Source organism: Arsenophonus endosymbiont of Bemisia tabaci Q2 (assembly GCF_902713415.1).
Lineage (GTDB): Bacteria > Pseudomonadota > Gammaproteobacteria > Enterobacterales > Enterobacteriaceae > Arsenophonus.
On record NZ_CACTIE010000017.1, the window covers coordinates 14689 to 36330 of the forward strand.

The following is a 21642-nucleotide window of genomic DNA, read 5'->3' on the forward strand; positions in this document are numbered from 1 at the left end:
TTTCATCATTTTGGCGCTGCTTGTAAGGGGTGTTGGGTAAAATAATTGCGTAATGCTTGATGAATAGCTACTGCCAAACTTTTCTGATAATCGTCAGAAACTAAAAGGCGCTCTTCAGAAATATTACTAACAAAACCTGCTTCCACCAGAATAGATGGAATGTCGGTAGAACGAAGTACACCAAGACTGGCATGTTCTGGATCATATTTATGGATATTACCAATTTTACTTAATTCTCTCAGTACTTTTACCGCGACAGCATAACCTACACGTTGGGAATTGCCAAATTGTAAATCTAAAACAGTTTGGCTAAGATAAGGATCTGCACCATTTGCTAACGCATCACCGGCACCACCTAATAATTCAGATTGCTTTTCATGTTGTTCAAGCGAATTACCCAATTCACTATTCGCTCTTCGATTGGAAAGCACCCAGACAGAAGCACCTCGGGCACGATTATTAGGTGCTTCATCAGCATGAATTGAAACGAGCATATCAGCCGCTTTTTTTCGTGCCACTTCTGAACGACCCGCTACAGAAATAAAATAATCGCCATTACGGGTCATCACTGTCTTAAAATTGGATCTGTCTTTAAATGGTTCTTTAATTTACGCGCAATTATCATTGTTATATTTTTTTCACGATGACCATTTTGCCCAATTGCGCCTGGATCTTTACTGCCATGTCCAGCATCAATTACCACGGCAACTTGCCGAGTACCTTTAGGTAAATTTTTATATATTGAGGGAGTTGGTGAGTTATTGGCTAACTTTTTCTCAGCTGGTGAATCAATTGATAGCAATTTATTGGTTGCTTCAGTTGCGGACTGAGATGTCTGAGGCTGCGATACCCCAGCACGATTATTCTTTAAGCTAAAAACTATTTGATAGCGATGATTTATTTGTTCAGCCACCGCACTTGCTTTCACTGCATTTGCCAATTTGATAACAATACGTTGATACTGACTATTCGGTGGCTGACTAGTACGGATCCCTTTAACCAAATTATTATTTATAAACTTCATTGGTAATCGAGATACCTGATCAGATTGACCAAAATCGACAACCAAACGCTCAAGCTCATGAAGGGGAAAGAAGCGGTACTCTGGATTACCGCCAGCAAAGTGTAAAGTGAGTTTTGCCTCGGATAAATTATCATTGACGCGAATATTTGGATAAAGTTGCAGCCTGTGCATTAGACAATAATAAGTTGCTAAGTAATATTGTTGTCATTAATAAATGAAATACATGAGTTTGCCATCTTTTTATTATATTAATCATTATTATATTAATCATCAAAGTCTTCATCATGATTAGTATTCCTATTATGACAATTTTTCTAATAACATTTCCCCATATGTTGATAACGCGACAAATCGTGCTTGTCTTCCATTATTGTCATATGATAGGTAGAGTTCAAGATCAGCGCATGGTAGCATCCCTTCACCTTTTTTTGGCCATTCCACCAAACATATAGCCTTCCAATCAAAATAGTCACGGATACCCATAAATTCAAGCTCTTCAGGATCAGTTAAACGATATAAATCAAAATGATAAACAGGATTAGGAGTCAACAAATAGGGTTCAACTAAAGTGTAAGTTGGACTTTTTACATGTCCTTGATAACCTAAACCTTGCAAAAAACCACGACAAAAAGTCGTTTTTCCCGCACCTAAGTCTCCATATAAATAAAGAATAAAATCCTGCTTACAAAGCTGAGCTAAACGCTGCCCTAAGGTTATTGTTGCCTTTTCATTAGCAAGCAATAATATAAGTTTTTTCATGAAAATATTGTCATTTTTTATAATTTTTTATCTAATAATTTAATTCATAAAACATATCACAAAATACTATTACTTACCGAATATTATAGCGATATTTAATGTTATATTTATCAATAAAACTTACATCATATGCTTATTATTCAGCTAGTTAATCTTTTCAGTTACTTGCTTTTATCAATATTCTATCATTTGATTTTTACATATTTATATAAAAAAACAAAAATATAAAAATTTCTATTAATATCAATAAATTAACGTTTATTATGCAATATTATTGTCTTAAACGATTAAATTTATTTGGTTGCGAGAAACTTTTTTACATCATTAAGAAGGCGCTACAATATATCGAGACATAGGTAAATATCCGCTATTAAAATATTATATTGCCTTAGATAGTGTTACACCTTGAAATATATCGTTAATATGATACTTTTATTATAAATAAAAACCTTATCAAAATAATAAATAATAATAATAGCGCCTTGCGCGCAATATCTGGTTATTAACATCAGTATTTTCTAGAATAGATACTTGAATTTTACTTGTGCATAAAATAAAAATGCATTGATCATAAAAAATAACCATAAAATCAATTTTTCAAAAAAATAAATATTTTTTAAAAAAATTTTCAATAAGTTAAATATTATTGATAAAGAAAAGCATCAATAGGGATAGCGATAGAAAAACGCATTTTCCTGTGGATAACTCTGTGCAAAAAAGAAAAATAGACACTGTGTGCCATAACCAAAATTCAATTGTAAACGAATAAGTTATAAAAACATTTTAACTGAGAAACTGTAGCAGTTTTAGCCATAAAATTTCTAAGATTAATGTAAATAACAACATCAATTCACCTACAATACATTTTAAATACTAGAATAATTTCCCTGTCAAGAATGACAGCACATTGTTCACTTCACTGATAAAGTATATGCTGTAACATCACATCTACTTCAAAATTGAGGGAATGGAATTCTATGCCTAGCAGATACGATTTGCAAGTTCTATGTGCCCAATTTTCAAATAAATTCTATCTAGATTAGGTATATAATAATTGTTGACTACTAATCAAGACTATGACTTTTTTTAGTAGCTAATCTCCTATTTAAAAATAGACGGTTTTTATCATAGTGTCATAGTGCAACAAAAATTTTTATTCTTATTTTTAAAGAAAACCCAAAACAGAAAAATAAAATTCATCAACAAAATAGCTATAAATTGGCCACTAAACTTTGAGTAATTAATAAGCTGAAAGAACAAAAATATAATAAGAAACAATGAATTATATCACAGAATTTTATTCTTTTAATGATATAAAGAAGAATTTTGGGCGTGAAACCAGACTCGAACTCACGACCCCGACCTTGGCAAGGTCGGGCTCTACCAACTGAGCTATTCCCGCATATTTATAACAACAATATTACGAATCACTATGGATTGCGAATTATACGAAAAATTATCAAACAGACAAGTACTTTTAACCATAAAAAATCTATTTTCAATCTAAATGCTGATTAAAACAGCAAATCGCTCATAATCAGCATGATCATAACACGATTTAAAGGTTGATAAAGTGTTGACGATAATAAGCTAATTCTGCAATAGATTCCTTTATATCTTCTAAAGCCTGATGGGTATTTTTTTTCATAAAACCGGCCAATATATCAGGCTTCCAACGGCGCGCCAGCTCTTTTAAGCTACTCACATCTAAGTAACGGTAATGAAAGTATTTTTCCAACTCAGGCATATATTTGAATAAAAAACGACGGTCTTGAGCAACACTATTACCACAAATAGGTGAAACCCCCGCAGGTAACCACTTTTCTAAAAATGCAATTGTAGCTAATTCTGCTTTTTTTTCATCATATTGACTAGATTTAACTCTATCAATCAATCTACTTTCAGTATGAGTTTTAACATTCCACTCATCCATAAGTGACAACTGTTGCTCTGATTGATGAATGGCAATCACTGGCCCTTCGGATAAAATAGTTAGATTGGAATCAGTGACAATTGTTGCGATCTCAATGATACGATCCTGTTCCGGATCCAATCCCGTCATTTCCAAATCTATCCATATCAAATTGTTCTCACTATTTACCATGTTATATCCTAGGTTCCATTCTAAACTGATAGCATGCAATACTTACTGTATTGATAGCTGCTTAAAAGCACAACTGCGATAACTCTTGATAACGAATTCAATCAACAAACCAATAAAATTAGTGAGGTCAGGTGGCTAACTAAAAAGAAATTTACCAAAGGCCAACAACGCAGAATACATGCAAACCATCAAACTAAGCTAAAAAAACAATCTCAGCAAGATATTAATGATAATCAGCTTGGTATTCCCCAAGATGTGTTAGTTATTAGCCGTTTTGGTCAGCATGCAGATATAGAGAAAAATGAAGGTGACATTCAACACTGTAATATTCGCCGAACAATTCACTCATTAGTCACCGGTGATGGTGTTAGGTGTTATTTGGCGTCCTGCGCTACATCATCAGTCTAATATAAAAGTTAATGGTGTCATAGAAGGAGTCTATGAACGAACATCGGTCTTGACTCGCCCCGATTACTATGACGGCCTCAAACCTATCGCGGCTAATATCAACCAAGCGATTATTGTCTCAGCAATTTTTCCCCAATTATCATTAAATATTATTGATCGTTATTTAGTTGCCTGCGAAACACTTAATATTGCACCAATGATTATTTTAAATAAAATTGACCTACTCAATAAAGGGAACAGAAAAGAAATACGTAAAGCAATAAAACTTTATCATAACATTCGCTATGTAGTTTTAGAGGTATCCAGTCATACTAATGAAGGAATAGATACGCTTATTGAAAACCTTATAGGAAAAATATCTATTTTTGTCGGGCAATCTGGTGTCGGTAAGTCCAGTTTGATTAATAACTTATTACCTGACAATAAAGAAAAAATCTTAATCAACCAAGTATCTGATAATTCAGGATTAGGTCAACATACAACAAGAACGGCACGTCTTTACCACTTCGCCAAAGGAGGTTATCTTATTGATTCACCAGGCATCCGTGAGTTTGGCTTAGGGCATCTGACAAAGGAACAAATAACTAAAGGATTTGCCGAATTCAGGCAATATTTGGGATACTGCAAATTTCGTGATTGCAAGCATTTAGACGATCCTGGATGTGCATTACAACAAGCGGTAATCGCTGGAAAAATAGCAAAATCACGTTTCGAAAATTACCATCGAATTTTAGCAAGCATTGAACAAATAAAACCACGTGGATCTTTTACAGATAATAAATAGTTATAAACATAATTCTGGAATTTATAAAAAGCATAGGTACAATAACTATCTTTTTTTGATTACAACCCAATAACATTAGGATCAGATTAGAGGTTAATGTGCTGGAAAAAATAAAGATCAAATTACAATATCTATTACCAAAACAAGGGCTAACGCAATTAGCAGGTTGGCTTGCGGATCAAAAAGCGGCTGGGTTTACCCAATTAATGATCAAGCTTTTTGCCAAGTTTTATAAAGTTGATATGGCAGAAGCCAAAGAAAGTGAGTTTTCCGCTTATTCTACCTTTAATGAATTTTTTACTCGCCCATTAAAACAAAATATTCGTCCTATTGTTGCAGGTAGTAATCAACTTGCTCTACCAGCCGATGGTGTAATAAGCCAATTAGGATTAATTATGGATGATCAGATCCTACAAGCTAAGGATCATTTTTACAGTTTAGCGGCATTATTAGCAGGTAATTATATACTGGCCAAGGAGTTTCGAAATGGTTTGTTTGTAACTACTTACTTATCTCCAGGTGACTATCATCGTGTCCATATGTTTTGTGATGGCTTACTAACTGAAATGATTTATGTCCCTGGTGATCTCTTTTCTGTTAATCAACTGACTGCAACAAACATCCCTAATCTTTTCGCCCGTAATGAACGTCTCATCTGTATTTTTGAAACAGCATTTGGAAAAATAGCTCAAATTCTAATAGGCGCAACAATTGTTGGCAGCATAGATACTAGCTGGTGTGGCTGCGTCAATAATCAACGGGAAGGAATTATCAAACGTTGGACTTACCCAGAAAAAGATAAAACAGGTGCGGTTTATCTGAAAAAAGGTGAAGAAATGGGAAAATTCAAACTGGGTTCAACTGTTATCAATTTGTTTGAATCTAACCATATCAAACTCAATTCTACTCTAGAGCAAGGATCCGTCACTCGAGTAGGAGAATTATTAGCAGAATCAATTTATCCAAATACTGAGGAACAGACCCATCGACAAAATTTAATTGATGGATCTGAATAATTTTATCTGAGGAAATCATATTGTCCGCCTGATAGTCGGCATCCTATAGCTAAGCGACTTAATTTTGATCACATTATTTATATGAGCTATTCAATTGATTTTAGACGTAAAGTGATATTTACGATGGAAGAAGAAGGGTTGAGTATCCGAGAAACAGCGAAGCAATTTCGGATTGGCGCTGCATCTGTATCGCGTTGGATTAATCAAATAGAGCCAAAAGCATTGACTACGCGTCAGCGAAAAATCGATAAATCCGAGTTGATAAAAGATGTTGAACAATATCCAGATGCTTACCAAAAAGAGCGTGCAGAGCGTTTTAGCGTTTTTGAGAAGGCCATTTGGCAAGCTCTTAAAAAATGGGATTGACCTATAAAAAACTTTACGTCATCCGAAAGCCGACGAAAACACTCGACAAACGTTTCAACAAAAAACAACAGTATGAAAAAGAAGGCAAGCATATTGTTTTTATTGATGAAAGTGGTTTTTCACACGATACCCCGCGGACTCACGGCTATTCCCCGAAAGGTCAACGCGGTGTGTTGGTCTCAAGAACTGGGGAGCTAAAGGAAGAACAAATGTTATCGGCGCTTTATTGGGCACAACGCTGTTTGCTATCGGATTATTTGATATCAATATTAACAGCGATGTTTTCTATGCATGGGTCACCCAAGTCCTTATCCCAGTACTTCCTAAAAACAGTGTAATCATGATGGATAATGCAACTTTTCACAAGAAACAGAGTATTCAACAAGTCATCATCGATGCGGGGCATATGGTGGAATATTTGCCTACCTATTCGCCAGTTCTTAATCCAATTGAACATAAATGGGCACAAGCTAAATGCAAAAAAATAGCGTTCGGATGCGAAAAAGATATTTTGTTCGCACTCAATATGATGTAATCAAAATTAAGTCGCTTAGCTATATAAAGGGGTAAAGTGTGGTCAGGAGACAGTAAAGTACCATCTAAATCTGAAGCAACAACAGAATACGTCATTGTTTTTCCTTGGTTAATAAATGTTGATCAAAAAAATCACAAATTGCATTAAGTGCCATAGCACGTAATGCATCGTTTTCAAATAATATTTCATGGTCTGCCCCTTCAATAATTAAAGGTAACTTTTCCTCTCTTCCCCTCTGCATTTTTTGCCGAGCGACACAAAATCTCTGGATGTCCCGATTACTAACGACCTTATCTTCACTCGCTTCTAATACCATCAGCGGGACCGCGATCTCTGTCGCTTTTTCAATTAAGCTAGCACCAAACTGCAGACTCTCCCTAATCCAATGATAAGTTGGACCACCAAGGCGTAATTCAGGATAATCGGCATAATAACGTAAATAACGCCGATAACGTTCATAACTATGGGTCAACACATTAATAATAAAGGGTAATGGCTGCCATCTACCGGTTGATACTGCATAATCATCACGGGTATTGGATCTCGCCTCAGCACATTGAATGATAAAATTTGCCAACCAACGTGAAACCGGTAAATTAATGCCTATCATTGGAGCACATAAAACCGCAGCATTAAAGGTCAGACTATCTCTCAGCAAATAACCCGCAAGAATAGCCCCTCCCATTGAATGGGAGAGTGCATAACAACGTGAATAGTGTTGTGACTTGATCTCAAAAGAAATAAAAGATTCAAAATCATCAATATAATCAGTAAATTTTTCGACGTGCCCCTTTTGCGGATCGGCCAACATTCTTCCCGAAAGGCCTTGCCCACGATGATCTATGATAAAAATATCATAACCAAGATGATAAAGATCATAAGCGACTTCAGGATATTTTACATAGCTTTCATTACGCCCGGGCAAAATAACAATTGCTTTATCATGCTGAGCAGAACAAATTTTTACATAACGAATAGGAATATTATCAACGCCAATAAATTCTGCTTCATCATGCATCTTCCAAAAATCTAAAAGCGGACCATTAGCAAACGCTAAAAACTGAGATTCACGTGTCAGCCAACTCGCTTTTAGTATGTCAGACGTCATAATTACTCCTAAACTCATTCAAAATCTGCCAGATGATCGCGAATCAATGTCATAAATGCCTCACCAAATCGTGCTAATTTTCTTTGACCTACACCATTAATCAACAGTAGTTCATTCGACCCGACAGGGCATCGCTCCGCCATCTCTATTAAAGTGGCATCGTTAAAAACCACAAAAGGTGGAATATTTTCTTCATTAGCAATCACTTTTCTTAATTGACGTAATTTAGCAAATAATTTTTTATCATAATGGCCTTGGTAGTTTTTATTTTGCTGATTACGGCTTTTTTTTGATAAAATTCTAGCAAAAGCCAATTGTAATGGTACCTCGCCGCGCAATATCGGCCTAGCTGCTTCTGTCAATTGTAATGCTGAAAAATGAGCAATATTTTGGTTCACTAAACCCATATGAATAAGTTCCCGACACACACTCACCCAATGCTCATGATTCTGTTCTTTACCCAAACCATAAACTGGCAACTTATCATGATCAAATTCACGTATACGTTGATGATTTTCACCGCGCAAAATGTCAACAATATAGCCAATACCAAAACGCTGCCCTGTCCGATAAATACAAGAAAGTACTTTCTGAGCATCAATTAGGCCATCATACCGTTTCGGTGGATCTAAAAAGATATCGCAGTTACCACAAGGTTGCTGCTGATTTTCACCAAAATAATTTAACAATAATAGACGGCGACAGGTTTGTGTCTCGGCAAAAGCATTCATGGCATTTAGTTTATGGCGCTCAATTTCTTGTAATTGTTCGGCAGACTTTTCCGCCAAACAACGACGCAACCAAGATAAATCAGCGGGATCATAAAATAAAATAGCTTCTGGAGCTAAGCCATCGCGTCCAGCTCTACCGGTTTCTTGATAATAAGATTATATATTACGGGCAATATCAAAATGGACGACAAAACGGACATTAGATTTATTAATTCCCATACCAAATGCCACCGTTTCAACCACTATAGCTAAGGGTCTTAATTTTGATTACAAAATATATGTTTTTCTCCAATATAAATTTACTGCTATAGAGTAATTACTTGTAATCATTTTAAAGTCGCCCAGCTATATAGCTAAGCGACTTAATTTTGATGACATTATTTATATGAGCTATTCAATTGATTTTAGACGTAAAGTGATATTTACCATGGAAGAAGAAGGGTTGAGTATCCGAGAAACAGGGAAGCAATTTCGGATTGGCTCTGCATCTGTATCGCGTTGTATTAATCAAATAGAGCCAAAAGCATCGACTACGCGTCAGCGAAAAATCGATAAATCCGAGTCGATAAAAGATGTTGAACAATATCCAGATGCTTACCAAAAAGAGCGTGCAGAGCGTTTTGGCGTTTGTCAGAAGGCTATTTGGCAAGCTCTTAAAAAAATGGGATTGACCTATAAAAAAACTCTACGTCATCCGAAAGCCGACGAAAACACTCGACAAACGTTTCAACAAAAAAACAACAGTATGAAAAAGAAGGCAAGCATATTGTTTTTATTGATGAAAGTGGTTTTTCACACGATACCCCGCGGACTCACGGCTATTCCCCGAAAGGTCAACGGTGTCTTGGTTTCAAGAACTGGGGAGCTAAAGGAAGAACAAATGTTATCGGCGCTTTATTTGGCACAACGCTGTTTGCTATCGGATTATGTTTGCTATCGGATTATTTGATATCAATATTAACAGCGATGTTTTCTATGCATGAGTCACCCAAGTCCTTATCCTAGTACTTCCTAAAAACAGTGTAATCATGATGGATAATGCAACTTTTCACAAGAAACAGAGTATTCAACAAGTCATCATCGATGCGGGGCATATGGTGGAATATTTGCCTACCTATTCGCCAGATCTTAATCCAATTGAACATAAATGGGCACAAGCTATATGTAAAAAAAGAGCGCTCGGATGGCGACACAGATATTTTTTTCGCACTCAATATGGTGTAATCAAAATTAAGTCGCTTAGCTATACTAAGTATGACTAAGTATGGGTATCTTTTATGGTGGTATTGCCCAGATTATTGCCGGTATTTTTGAATATAAAAAAGGAAATACCTTTGCCGCAACGGCATTCTCATCTTATGGCTTGTTTTGACTCAGTTTAGTTGGTTTATTAATGCTGCCTGAAATAGCGTCGGTGCAAGTAACATCCGCAGATTTTCTGGCAGTTTACTTGGCATTGTCGGCTATCTTTACCTTATTTATGTTTGTTGGCACGTTAAAGGCTAATCGCGCACTACAATTCGTTTTTGCTAGTCTGACCGTACTTTTTGCGCTGTTATAGCTAGGCGACTTTAAAATGATTGCAAGTAATCACTCTATATCAGTAAATTTATATTGGAGAAAAACATATATTTTTGTAATCAAAATTAAGTCGCTTAGCTATAAAGTGATATTTACGATGGAAGAAGAAGGGTTGAGTATCCGAGAAACAGGGAAGCAATTTTGGATTGGCTCTGCATCTGTATCGCGTTGGATTAATCAAATAGAGCAAAAAGCGTCGACTACGCGTCAGCGAAAAATCGATAAATCCGAGTTGATAAAAGATGTTGAACAATATCCAGATGCTTACCAAAAAGAGCGTGCAGGGCGTTTTGGCGTTTGTCAGAAGGCTATTTGGCAAGCTCTTAAAAAAATGGGATTGACCTATAAAAAAACTCTACGTCATCCGAAAGCCGACGAAAACACTCGACAAACGTTTCAACAAAAAAACAACAGTATGAAAAAGAAGGCAAGCATATTGTTTTTATTGATGAAAGTGGTTTTTCACACGATACCCCGCGGACTCACGGCTATTCCCCGAAAGGTCAACGCGGTGTGTTGTTCTCAAGAACTGGGGAGCTAAAGGAAGAACAAATGTTATCGGCGCTTTATTTGGCACAACGCTGTTTGCTATCGGATTATGTTTGCTATCGGATTATTTGATATCAATATTAACAGCGATGTTTTCTATGCATGGGTGTCACCCAAGTCCTTATCCCAGTACTTCCTAAAAACAGTGTAATCATGATGGATAATGCAACTTTTCACAAGAAACGCAGTATTGAACAAGTCATCATCGATGCGGGGCATATGGTGGAATATTTGCCTACCTATTCGCCAGATCTTAATCCAATTGAACATAAATGGGCACAAGCTAAATGCAAAAAAAGAGCGCTCGGATGCGACACAGATATTTTGTTCGCACTCAATATGGTGTAATCAAAATTAAGTCGCTTTTAGCTATAAGTCGAATAACTTCATTGTCAAAAGAAGCGCTCAAAGAGCGTTTATCAGCCTTTGCGACCATCGATTTAAATATTAATTACTTGCGTCCAGGTCGTGGTAAAAATTTATTGCAAGTGGAAAAATCATTCGCACTGGTAATAAGATTTCTGTTGCCCGGGCCGAATTGCATAATAACGAAAATAAACATATCGCAACAGGCATAGCCACTTGTTTCGTGGGTTAAATATAAATAACCAAGCTAAGAACATAATAAAAATCTATTTTAAATAAACGTTATATGAAGCTTATGTTATTAAGCTGGCCTTTCTACTTGACTCAAGTTATCTTTATTTATCTGATAAATTCAAAGCCAATTCTTACGTTTAAAATAAAGATAAGGTGCCAGCCCGGCAATAATCATCAATATAATTGCTGCCGGATAGCCAAAAAGCCAGCCTAATTCAGGCATAAATTCAAAATTCATACCGTAACTAGACGCCACCAGCGTTGGCGGTAAAAAGACCACAGAAACAAAGGAGAAAATTTTAATAATTCGACTTTGCTCAATATTAATAAAACCTATTGCCGCTTGCATAAGAAAATTTACTTTTTGAAATAGTGATTCATTATGAGGTAGCAGTGATTCAATATCACGTAAAATGTCTCTCGCTTGCTCTAATTGACCTGCCGGCAATCTTGCTCGGCGAATCAAAAAATTTAATGCTCGTTGACTGTCCATCAAACACAACCGCACTTTCCAGCCAATATCTTCTTGTTCCGCTAAATTAGAAAGTGCGCTATCGAGTTCACCAGCTTGTTTGCCTTCCAAAATAATCCGGCTTAACGATTCCAATACGCTATAAATATTTTCTATTACATCAGCAAGTTGTTCAATTTTGGTTTCAAATAAATCTAAAAATAACTCATAAGCATTAGCATCGATCAGCTTTTGGCTTTTTGAACGCATACGATACAAATGAAAAGCCGGCAGATCACGTTCCCGTAAGGTATATAAACGGCCATCACGAAAAGTGAAAGCAACCGTCGAATTACTAACATGCTCATCACTATCTTGATAATAAAAAAACGAATGAATATGTAAACCATCCTCATCCTCAAAAAAACGAGCCGATGCTTCAATATCGGTTAATTCAGATGGGGTTACTAATAATTGTTTCAATTCAGTTTGCACTGTTTGCCGTTCTTTTTCATCAGGTTCCATTAAATCAACCCATACCGCATCGGTTATTTTTTGACCTTCATCAAGCTCAAGGCGAGACAAACAACGGTGGTTGTCTAATTTAAATGCCAGCAGCATATTATGGCGCCTCCTTCAAAACCCCAAATAGCAAAATAATAGCCAGTTAATTAGTAATAAAAATTCCCATACTTCAAGCGTTCTTTATTGCAACTCTAATTTAGCATAAGCTGCAACAAACCATTTGATCCCCTCTCCCTGAAAAGCTATCTGCAAGCGGCAACGCTCACCATCCCCTTCCAAATTAATAATAGTTCCTTCACCAAACTTAGGATGACGAATCCGTTGGCCTAATGCATAGCCACTATCATTTCGATTAATTGGGGTACCAAGTCGCTGATGACTAATAGGGCGAGAAACTGTTGCACGCAAACGGACTTCTTCAATACATTCAATCGGTAATTCGGCAATAAAACGCGAAGGACGATGGTAGACTTCTTTACCATATAATCGACGGCTTTCCGCATAAGTCAGCGTCAATTTCTCCATCGCTCGTGTCAACCCAACATAAGCCAATCGCCTTTCTTCTGCCAGCCCTCCGCTCTCTTCCGCACTCCTTTGGCTTGGAAACATACCTTCTTCCATACCAACAATAAAAACAAATGGAAATTCTAAACCTTTTGCCGAATGTAGCGTCATTAACTGAACGGCATCTTGATGTAACTCCGCCTGCCCTTCGCCGGATTCCAACGCAGCATGAGACAAAAATGCTTGCAGTAGGATTAAATCTTGATCTTCTTCTTCATAACTAAATTGACGAATAGCAGTGACTAACTCCTCAAGGTTTTCAATCCGCGCTTGCGCTTTTTCGCCTTTTTCTTGCTGGTACATCGACCGCAGACCTGAGTCGCGGATCACGCGATCAGTTTGAACATGTAACGGCATATCCGTCGTTTCTTTAGCTAATGCATCAATTAGCTCGAGAAACCGTTCAATCGCCCTGGCCGCGCGACCTCCAATGACTTTTTCAGCTAATAAATATTCACAACTTTCCCAAAGCGTGAGTTGTTTTTCACGCGCGGCCTGACGAACAGTTTCTAAAGTTCGTTCACCGATACCTCGACTTGGTGTATTAACAACTCGCTCAAATGATGCATCATCATTACGGTTAGCAACCAAACGTAAATAAGAGAGCGCATCTTTAATTTCCTGCCGCTCAAAAAAGCGTTGGCCACCATAAATACGATAAGGCATTGAAGACTGTAATAAGGCTTCTTCAAGCACTCGTGATTGTGAATTGCTGCGATAAAGAATTGCGCACTGCTTTAAAGCGCCCCCTTTCTCATGCCATTGTTTAATGCGACTAGCAACATAACGCGCTTCATCTAACTCGTTAAAGGCACAATAAAGTGAAATAGGTTCACCATCAGCCCCTTCTGTCCAGAGATTTTTTCCTAACCGGTTATTATTATTGGCAATCAGTGCATTAGCCGACTTCAAGATATTGTTAGTCGAACGATAATTTTGTTCTAGCCGAATAGTTTCCGCCGCCGGAAAATCTTGCAAAAAACGTTGAATATTTTCTACCTGTGCGCCACGCCAACCATAAATTGATTGATCGTCATCACCAACAATCATCACCTTGCCAGTATCACCGGCCAAAATACGTATCCAGGCATACTGGATACTGTTGGTATCTTGAAATTCATCAACCAGAATATTGGTAAAACGTTCACGATAATGTTGTAGCATATGCGGTTTCTTCAGCCACATTTCATGGGCACGCAATAAAAGTTCAGCAAAATCAACTAATCCGGTCCGATCACACGCTTCCTGATAAGCCTGATAAACTCGCAGCCACGTCGCCTCTGTTGGATTGCCATAACTTTCAATATGCTGTGGCCGCAAGCCTTCATCTTTTTTTGCATTGATGTACCACATAGCCTGAGGTGGTGGCCACTTACTTTCATCCAGATTGATGGCCTTCATAATTCTACGCAATAAACGATATTGATCATCACTATCTAAGATTTGGAAATCTTGCGGTAAATTGGCATCCAAATAGTGAGCCCGCAATAGACGATGCGCCAGGCCATGAAAAGTTCCTACCCACATACCGCCTTGATCCCTACCTAATAACGTATTAATACGATGACGCATTTCAGCCGCTGCTTTATTGGTAAATGTCACCGCCATAATCGAGAAAGGCGAAACCTTATCAATCGTCAATAACCAGGCAATTCGATGAACCAGTACCCGTGTTTTACCACTACCTGCGCCAGCAAGTATTAACATATTCGTTCGAGGAGCAGCAACAGCTTCGCGTTGCTTATTATTTAAGTTTTCAAGTAAATATAAGGCGTTCATGGTTACCATTAAATTAAGAGAGCAGTCAATAAATCACTACTGTATTTTTAACCAAATGAGAAGATTATATCAGCGCAATGAGTGAAGCTAAACCGGTGACCTCAATATGAGGTAATATGTCATTCTCATTGGTGCCTAGTAAGTTGCTACTGTTAGTATTTATCCAACAAGCTTGCATGCCACTGTGTAAAGCACCTTGAATATCGGTTATTAAATCATCACCGGCATGTAAAATTTTATCCACTACAATATAAATTTCTGCGCAGCAAGATAATATAGCTAAGCGTCTTAATTTTGATTACAAAATATATGTTTTTCTCCAATATAAATTTACTGATATAGAGTAATTACTTGTAATCATTTTAAAGTCGCCCAGCTATACATATCACTAAACGGTTTAGCGCGTCCATCTGGGCCCGCTTTAAAAACAAATTGAAAATAATCGCCTAATCCACAAGCATACGGATCTGCATTGGCATTAGTAATAACCGCTAGTGGGAATTTTTCCGCTAAGGTAGATAAGATTTTATGGGTCACGTCTGGGACTACGATTTGACTACGCGAATAAGAAAATTGTGCCATTATATCGTCAGCACCACCAGCAGATCCTTCTCGATCGTAACCATACTGACAAAGTAACGCCTTGACTGCTAACCAACGCCACTGTGTAACATCATGATAAATTTTAGGATATTGATTAACAATTAACGTTTGATAGTTTTTCAAATCGGCAAATTGAAGTTTATTAAAGCGATCGTCATAGCAACGAATAAAATTTAATAATTCCTGTTCAGTTTTAGCAATAACAGGGCGATTATCATACAGTGTATCATCCAAATCAAAGGTAATCTCTGCAATAGAAGTTAATTGCCGATAAACATGCATTCAAGGTTTCTCCCTTTTTTCCCTTGGATGAGCCACATCATAAACCTTGGCTAAATGTTGAAAATCTAGGTGAGTATAAACTTGAGTGGTAGAAAGATTAGCATGTCCTAGTAACTCTTGAACTGCCCTTAAATCGCGACTTGATTCCAGGATATGAGTGGAAAAAGAGTGACGAAGTTTATGAGGATGAATATGACTTCTCACATTCTGACGAATTCCCCATAATGCAAAACGCTTTTGTACATTCCGAGCGGAAATACGTTTTCCTCTTTCCATTGAGATAAAAACAGCTTCGTCTTGCTTAACATATTGCTGGCGCATCTCAAGCCAACGGATTAAAAATGCTACCGCAATACGTCCTAATGGTATCTTCCGTTCTTTACTACCTTTTCCCATAACCCAAACTTCACCATTAGGTAAATCCAGATGTTGGCAATTCAAATTAACTAGTTCCGATAAACGCAATCCTCCGCCATACATCACTTCCAACATGGTTCTGTTACGTACAGATAGCGGATCTGCTAAATCAATATTTAACAATTGATTGACTTCATCTACATCGATATTTTTTGGTAAATGGCGTTTATTTTTCGGCGTTCTAACGGTTTTAGCTGGATTAGCGGTTAATATGCCCTGCTCAACTAAGCAATTTAAAAAACTTCTTAATGACGAAAGACGTAGAGCGAGAGTCGCTGCCTGTGGATCCTTGTCGGCGACATTTTGCAACCATCATACGAACATGTGATGTTTCTAATTGCCTCGAATCATTGATGTTCATATTTATAGCCATGTCCATTAACATGACTAATTGGCGTTGATAATTAATAATCGTCACGGGGCTTAGCTGCTGTTCTACACGTAAGTAACGCAAAAAGTCCTCAATTCGCTGCTGCAAGCTTTGCCGTATTGAATTCATGCACGAGTTACCCAGCGTAACAGCAAATCGGGCAATAATTTGGCTAAGTGGTCAAGCATTGTCGTTCCCATCCCTTTTTGATAATGCTGAGTATCGCGGCTACTAAAGATCACCATCCCTAAATTACCATAAAGGCCTAATAAAGAAATAGCCACCGAACCGACATGATTTGCGTCTGGCATTAATAATAATATTTCTGGATTATTTAACGTACTAAGATAATGATTTTTTTTACCAAATCGCTGAATACGAACAGGCTCAAATGCCTGACGAGAAATCATAACTTTTTGCGCATCAATTGGTATGCTTAGCTGCCAACAATCACTAAACAAGCGAATATAAGCACCGCTCAAACCAAAACTTCTTGACCAGGCATATAAACGTCGCTGAAAATCGGCAAAATCATCTGCTGTTGATAGCTGAATAACCAATTTTAACAGTAGATTAAATAGTATTTCATTATTGTGCGCCTGCTCAACCAATAGTTGCATATCCTGTTCCAGATTTTGGATATAAACTCGTTGACGTTTCATCGACCATTCAACTAATGAAACCGCATGATGAACCGGATGAGGAACCCGTATCTGTTCAACAGCAGCTGCATTGCGAATAAAAAAATGAGGATTGCTTTTTAGATATTTTACGACTGTCTGATCATCTAACAGAGGTTTAGGATCAAATGCTGCTTCTTTTTTATCCATAATAAAAGACCTCTTAACCAAACAAAACTTAGAAATGAATAACACCATCATAAACATGTGTCGCAGGGCCTGTCATAAACAGTGGATGACCCAGTCCATTCCAACGAATTTTTAGCATGCCACCAGGTAAATCAACACGGACATTTTTTTTTAATAAACCTTGCTGAATACCGATAGCAACAGCAGCACAGGCACCACTTCCACAAGCCTGTGTTTCTCCTACACCACGTTCATGTACACGTAATCGAATGTGTTCATGATCAATAACCTGCATAAATCCTATATTAGCTCGCTCAGGAAAACGTTCATGCTTTTCAAGCATCGACCCTAATAAAGCAACTTCAGCCGTGTCAATATTTTCAACCTGTAATACACAATGAGGGTTGCCGATAGAAACCACGCCGCATAATATTATTTGTTGCTGAGTTCTAATTATATAAGTTTTCTCAGCTTTTTGCGCTTTAAATGGTACTTTATTTGCCTCAAACTCAGGAACTCCCATATTGACATAAACATCTTCATTTTTTGCTACTGATAATGTTAACCTGCCAGATTGAGTACTTACCTTGATATCGCGTTTATTGGTCAATTTTTTAAGGCGAACAAAACGAGCAAAACAACGAGCACCATTACCACATTGAGCCACTTCACTACCATCGGCATTAAAAATACGATAATGAAAATCAAGATCGGGATCATAAGGTGCTTCAACAACTAAAAGCTGATCAAATCCAATTCCCTTATGTCGATCTGATAAACGACAAATAAGTTCAGGAGAAAAATAAACATTCTGAGTAACGGCATCTACCACCATAAAATCGTTACCCAAACCATGCATTTTGGAGAATTGCATTTTCTACTCCATCTTAATCAATTGGCTATTTTATCATTACTCGATTTTTGCAATGTTTCGGTTTGTATCGATTGATGTTCTGTCTCTTTAGACGATATGGTACTTTCAGTCTTTTGCTCCGCTGTTGCTTTTGCTGGAAAATAGAGTGGCCCTTTCAAACCACAAGCAGAAAGTAAGGTTAAAGATATCGATGTCATAAATAGCCAAAGTAATTTTTTCATTATGTTAACGCTTGCATCTTTAAATCATTATCCTTTATGATTTATAATCTATAATCGCAGTTAGGCGTAGAAAAGCAAATAGGAAATTGACGATGACAGACACAGAATTTCATCAAAATAGACAATTGGTATTGTACTCGCAGTAATAAAAATTTTATCCAAATACTAGCCTATGCTATTAGTGAACAAAGTGGTGAACCATTTTCATTTGATCTCTAACTGCGAAAAAAAAATATCATTCTTTATTATTAATGCATATAAAAACTAATACCTGATTCTTCTCGACAGACATTCTTATTGAAGGGTGAGTTTGAAAATGAGCCAGACAAATAAGGAATGACTTGATTTTTATCTTCTACTTTTATTATCTGATAAAATTGCGGTAAATTGAAATTGATTAAACTTGCACGGTAGGTAGAATGATAATGTGAGGATGAGTAAAAACGGCTAACATCCCTAACAAGTTCTTCTTTGTTTCCTTCACAATGTGAATAAATTTCCACCCGGTTTTTTTTATCTAAAATATAGATATTAAAACCATGATTCTCTTCTGTATCCTCAAAGAAAAATTGTACAATCCCTTCACTGGCATAACCATCAACAACTAAAGGTAAATGATAAGTTTCTTTGATATGCAGTTTTATCGGCAAACCATGTAATTTATTATTAGATATTGCACCATAAAATTCGACTGCATTTTCCAATTTCTGCACTGAAACATTCAAACGCTCAAAAAAAAATCCCCAGGTCTGACCTGCAATACGTAGTGCCTTAAAACGCCCTGAGTCATTACAACTGCTTGATAGACGTAATTCAATACATTCTGAAACCAGCTGTTGAATTCGTGTACCGATCAGCCCTCTCATATGTTGGCTATAGCAAAAAACTTCAACCACATCTGGCAGTTCAGCATCTTGATGCATTTTGCCCAGGATCGTTTTTAATGCTTCCAACATAGATTGCTCACCGAAGAAATGCAGTGTTCTTACCTCATTCCAAGAGTTACGATACAGTAGATCAATACTACTCACTAAGCATTGCGGTGGATCACCAAAACTCAATATGTCTAATTTACGTAAATCAAAATGAATAATTTGATCAGAAAACACCGCTGTCGGATCTTTCTCTAAATTAACAATAATGGCTAAATGGCGAATTTCACAGGGACTATATAAAGCTTTTGGTGTGGGTGCTAGTAATCGAATAGGAAAATTTGTGGTTATATCATTAATAAATTGATGTAATTTATTCTCATCACATTGTGAACCACCATCATGAATATAAATATGGGATTGTTCTGTCAATAAACCATTGAAGTAAGTCCATGCCACTAATTTACTAAGATAACGGTTATATTCTAAAGGTTGGTGTCCAATAATAGAATCTATAGTTGGCACCTTATTATATAAGTACCAACCACTGCGATTGGGGCGACCAGCTGGAACATAAATAAAAGTGAGATGACTTTCAGATAGATCTGGTGAAATTTGCGGATTAACTAAAGTGACTTTCCCGGGTAATACTTCAAAGGCTGCATACAATTTCCGCGTCAACACACCAATATCTTGTGGGTTTGCACTAATCCGTAAATTATTACGACGGGAAAAGCGAATAAGATTACGATAACTTTGCATCATGGTGTCAAGTAATTCATTATGTGCATCTCGAACCTGCGCTATTTTCCAATAATTTCGTTTGTCGAGGATGCTTAATCGCTCTGTATTCCACTCCCATGAAGTAACAAGCTGTGATAACACCTGCCTGCGCCAACTACCACTCACCGAGGTACTCTTTTCATCAGACAATTTTTCACAAACTTTGAGGTAAAAACAGCGACGAATCAAATCAAGGCGTTTAAAATCACCGATTTCCATTAAATAACGGGTAATGCGTTCTAACATTAAACAATAGGCATCCAGACCATAGGAAACAATTTCCCCGGCATGCAAACGTTTCTTAAATTCCATTGCCAGCAACATACCATGCGGATAATTCCACGAATAAGCTTCCAGTAAAATACTTTTCAGCACCGCTTTATAAGGAGAATCAACACTTTTATACAATTGCCACAAGCTAGCACCAAAATACTCTTCAGCCGATAATTCACCTAAGCCGCCTAAATCCAACCAGTCATTTGGCGTTAATACTCCCCGCGCGTACAAAAATAAAACATATTCATCATAATTGGCTTCTTCTTCTGCGGGTACCATCATCCATAGCAAACGTTTCCCAGCTATACGAACCGCTGTACGATAAAATTCATCCAATAGCAATATATGTTGTGTTGTTCCGCAATCTTCATCGCTCAAACTACCACTCGTATGGTGGCGAAAACGATTTTCATCAATTAAAAAGAAAGTAACATCTATACCAAGCCAGGACGCCCATTGCGCAATTAATGTACATTTTTTTTGTAGCAGTTGTCTTTCTTCTTGATCTAACCATGATTGATGACATACCCAAATATCTAAATCAGAAACATCACTTTGCCCGATTGATGATGTACTTCCCATGGAATAAATACCTGTAATAGCTAATTCACCATTGGTTTTTTGTGAAGATAGTTCACAAAAAAGATATGCCTCAAACTGCTTTAACGAATTAATTTGCTGAGCATCAGGCGCAAAAAAACAGACACCAGCAGGTACATTACCTTCTATATAACCAGGTAACATGGGATGATGATAATTTAATAAAACTGGCAGCAATCCATATACATGCTTGAACGCTTCATTCATAGAAGATGATGCTCGTTCCAGTCGTAATTGATTGATCGCATCCAATCTTTGCTTTAGTCTCTCAATGTAAAGATACAAAAGTTTTGCCTGAATTAACTTTAAAAAATAAATAACCTTAACTCAGCCATTGGTTCCTTGAGTATTGGGGAACGATAACAGCGATAAGCTTTTTGAATAGGTTGCTAGAAACGTGATCAATTTAACATTTTGTACCAAAAGGGTAAAGTACATTACACCTACATTAACTGTTTATTTTTCACACTAAATTCTTTCCATTCTTTTACCTAAAAAATCTTTTTCGTTTCTAAGAATTTCAAATAGATGATCTGTATAAAAAAAGGAAATAATTGGTTAAATTTTCTTATCAAAATTTTATAGTTACCTCCATTAATAAATATTCAGAAAAATATAAAAAAATTAATTGAATATGTATTTATTTGCTTT

Annotated in this window: 17 protein-coding genes and 9 pseudogenes; 11 read left to right on the forward strand and 15 right to left on the reverse strand. The window is 36.8% G+C overall.

Translation table 11 applies throughout. The annotated features are described in order from the left end of the window. Positions 1-5 precede the first annotated feature (5 nt). The 3 genes and pseudogenes from ARSQ2_RS01340 to orn form a co-directional block, all read right to left on the reverse strand. Positions 6-1295, reverse strand: a pseudogene (locus ARSQ2_RS01340) (N-acetylmuramoyl-L-alanine amidase). A 29-nt stretch (positions 1296-1324) separates the two neighbouring features. Next, positions 1325-1783, reverse strand: coding sequence for a tRNA (adenosine(37)-N6)-threonylcarbamoyltransferase complex ATPase subunit type 1 TsaE (gene tsaE, locus ARSQ2_RS01345; protein ID WP_181994109.1), 459 nt, complete (start codon positions 1781-1783; stop codon positions 1325-1327). Positions 1784-3341: 1558 nt separating this feature from the next. Further along, positions 3342-3887, reverse strand: coding sequence for an oligoribonuclease (orn, locus tag ARSQ2_RS01350; RefSeq protein ID WP_181994110.1), 546 nt, complete (start codon positions 3885-3887; stop codon positions 3342-3344). Positions 3888-4004: 117 nt separating this feature from the next. On the opposite strand from orn, the pseudogene rsgA reads away from it, so the two are divergent. The 4 genes and pseudogenes from rsgA to ARSQ2_RS14445 form a co-directional block, all read left to right on the forward strand. Beyond that, positions 4005-5079, forward strand: a pseudogene (gene rsgA, locus ARSQ2_RS01355) (small ribosomal subunit biogenesis GTPase RsgA). A 98-nt stretch (positions 5080-5177) separates the two neighbouring features. Next, positions 5178-6095 (forward strand): archaetidylserine decarboxylase, encoded by a 918-nt coding sequence (gene asd / locus ARSQ2_RS01360; RefSeq protein ID WP_181994111.1) that lies wholly within the window; start codon positions 5178-5180, stop codon positions 6093-6095. Between the two features lie 81 nt (positions 6096-6176). Then, positions 6177-6461 carry an IS630 transposase-related protein gene (locus ARSQ2_RS01365; protein WP_181994112.1) on the forward strand — a complete coding sequence of 95 codons (285 nt, stop codon included), beginning with the start codon at positions 6177-6179 and terminating at the stop codon, positions 6459-6461. A 202-nt stretch (positions 6462-6663) separates the two neighbouring features. After that, positions 6664-6996: pseudogene (locus tag ARSQ2_RS14445) on the forward strand (transposase); the annotation flags it as partial. Here ARSQ2_RS14445 and ARSQ2_RS14450 read toward each other — a convergent pair. The 3 genes and pseudogenes from ARSQ2_RS14450 to ARSQ2_RS01380 all read right to left on the reverse strand — a co-directional run. Beyond that, positions 6963-7091 (reverse strand): annotated as a pseudogene (locus ARSQ2_RS14450) (hypothetical protein); the annotation flags it as partial. The pseudogenes ARSQ2_RS14445 and ARSQ2_RS14450 overlap by 34 nt on opposite strands. Further along, positions 7088-8104, reverse strand: coding sequence for a lysophospholipase L2 (gene pldB, locus ARSQ2_RS01375; protein ID WP_181994135.1), 1017 nt, complete (start codon positions 8102-8104; stop codon positions 7088-7090). The gene pldB and the pseudogene ARSQ2_RS14450, both read right to left, overlap by 4 nt. 14 nt (positions 8105-8118) lie before the next feature. Beyond that, a pseudogene (locus ARSQ2_RS01380) lies at positions 8119-9087 on the reverse strand (RQC domain-containing protein); the annotation flags it as partial. A gap of 133 nt (positions 9088-9220) precedes the next feature. On the opposite strand from ARSQ2_RS01380, the pseudogene ARSQ2_RS14455 reads away from it, so the two are divergent. The 7 genes and pseudogenes from ARSQ2_RS14455 to ARSQ2_RS01405 all read left to right on the forward strand — a co-directional run. Next, a pseudogene (locus ARSQ2_RS14455) lies at positions 9221-9532 on the forward strand (IS630 transposase-related protein); the annotation flags it as partial. 77 nt (positions 9533-9609) lie between these two features. Further along, the gene (locus ARSQ2_RS14460; RefSeq protein WP_255487132.1) at positions 9610-9840 is read left to right on the forward strand and encodes a transposase; all 231 of its coding nucleotides are present in this window, start codon (positions 9610-9612) and stop codon (positions 9838-9840) included. Further along, entirely contained in the window at positions 9834-10097 is a 264-nt protein-coding gene (locus tag ARSQ2_RS13445; protein WP_338078223.1) for a transposase, read from the forward strand. The genes ARSQ2_RS14460 and ARSQ2_RS13445 overlap by 7 nt, the downstream gene beginning before the upstream one ends. Continuing rightward, a pseudogene (locus ARSQ2_RS01395) lies at positions 10094-10393 on the forward strand (acetate uptake transporter); the annotation flags it as partial. The gene ARSQ2_RS13445 and the pseudogene ARSQ2_RS01395, both read left to right, overlap by 4 nt. Before the next feature lie 18 nt (positions 10394-10411). Next, on the forward strand, positions 10412-10957 hold the full coding sequence (locus ARSQ2_RS11810) for an IS630 transposase-related protein (protein ID WP_202880357.1): 546 nt from the start codon (positions 10412-10414) through the stop codon (positions 10955-10957). Between the two features lie 164 nt (positions 10958-11121). Then, on the forward strand, positions 11122-11313 hold the full coding sequence (locus tag ARSQ2_RS11815; protein ID WP_238334243.1) for a transposase: 192 nt from the start codon (positions 11122-11124) through the stop codon (positions 11311-11313). Continuing rightward, positions 11253-11543, forward strand: coding sequence for a hotdog family protein (locus ARSQ2_RS01405; RefSeq protein WP_181994113.1), 291 nt, complete (start codon positions 11253-11255; stop codon positions 11541-11543). The genes ARSQ2_RS11815 and ARSQ2_RS01405 overlap by 61 nt, the downstream gene beginning before the upstream one ends. Positions 11544-11683: 140 nt before the next feature. Here ARSQ2_RS01405 and corA read toward each other — a convergent pair whose 3' ends face one another. The 9 genes and pseudogenes from corA to ARSQ2_RS01450 all read right to left on the reverse strand — a co-directional run bounded on the left by corA (position 11684) and on the right by ARSQ2_RS01450 (position 21276). After that, positions 11684-12637, reverse strand: a complete 954-nt coding sequence (gene corA, locus ARSQ2_RS01410) for a magnesium/cobalt transporter CorA (RefSeq protein ID WP_181994114.1) — start codon at positions 12635-12637, stop codon at positions 11684-11686. 84 nt (positions 12638-12721) lie between these two features. Next, the gene (gene uvrD, locus ARSQ2_RS01415) at positions 12722-14884 is read right to left on the reverse strand and encodes a DNA helicase II (protein WP_476726893.1); all 2163 of its coding nucleotides are present in this window, start codon (positions 14882-14884) and stop codon (positions 12722-12724) included. A gap of 142 nt (positions 14885-15026) precedes the next feature. Continuing rightward, positions 15027-15167 (reverse strand): annotated as a pseudogene (locus tag ARSQ2_RS14465) (HAD hydrolase-like protein); the annotation flags it as partial. A 74-nt stretch (positions 15168-15241) separates the two neighbouring features. Further along, positions 15242-15769 (reverse strand): HAD family hydrolase, encoded by a 528-nt coding sequence (locus tag ARSQ2_RS01425; RefSeq protein WP_181994117.1) that lies wholly within the window; start codon positions 15767-15769, stop codon positions 15242-15244. Beyond that, a pseudogene (locus tag ARSQ2_RS01430) lies at positions 15770-16685 on the reverse strand (tyrosine recombinase XerC). It abuts the gene before it with no gap. Continuing rightward, positions 16682-17386 (reverse strand): DUF484 domain-containing protein, encoded by a 705-nt coding sequence (locus ARSQ2_RS01435; protein ID WP_181994118.1) that lies wholly within the window; start codon positions 17384-17386, stop codon positions 16682-16684. The pseudogene ARSQ2_RS01430 and the gene ARSQ2_RS01435 overlap by 4 nt, the downstream one beginning before the upstream one ends. 28 nt (positions 17387-17414) lie before the next feature. Continuing rightward, on the reverse strand, positions 17415-18239 hold the full coding sequence (gene dapF, locus ARSQ2_RS01440; RefSeq protein ID WP_181994119.1) for a diaminopimelate epimerase: 825 nt from the start codon (positions 18237-18239) through the stop codon (positions 17415-17417). Positions 18240-18256: 17 nt separating this feature from the next. Further along, complete coding sequence (lptM, locus tag ARSQ2_RS01445) at positions 18257-18460, reverse strand: LPS translocon maturation chaperone LptM (RefSeq protein ID WP_032114340.1); 204 nt, start codon at positions 18458-18460, stop codon at positions 18257-18259. A 248-nt stretch (positions 18461-18708) separates the two neighbouring features. After that, positions 18709-21276, reverse strand: coding sequence for a class I adenylate cyclase (locus ARSQ2_RS01450; protein WP_181994120.1), 2568 nt, complete (start codon positions 21274-21276; stop codon positions 18709-18711). Between the last annotated feature and the right edge of the window lie 366 nt (positions 21277-21642).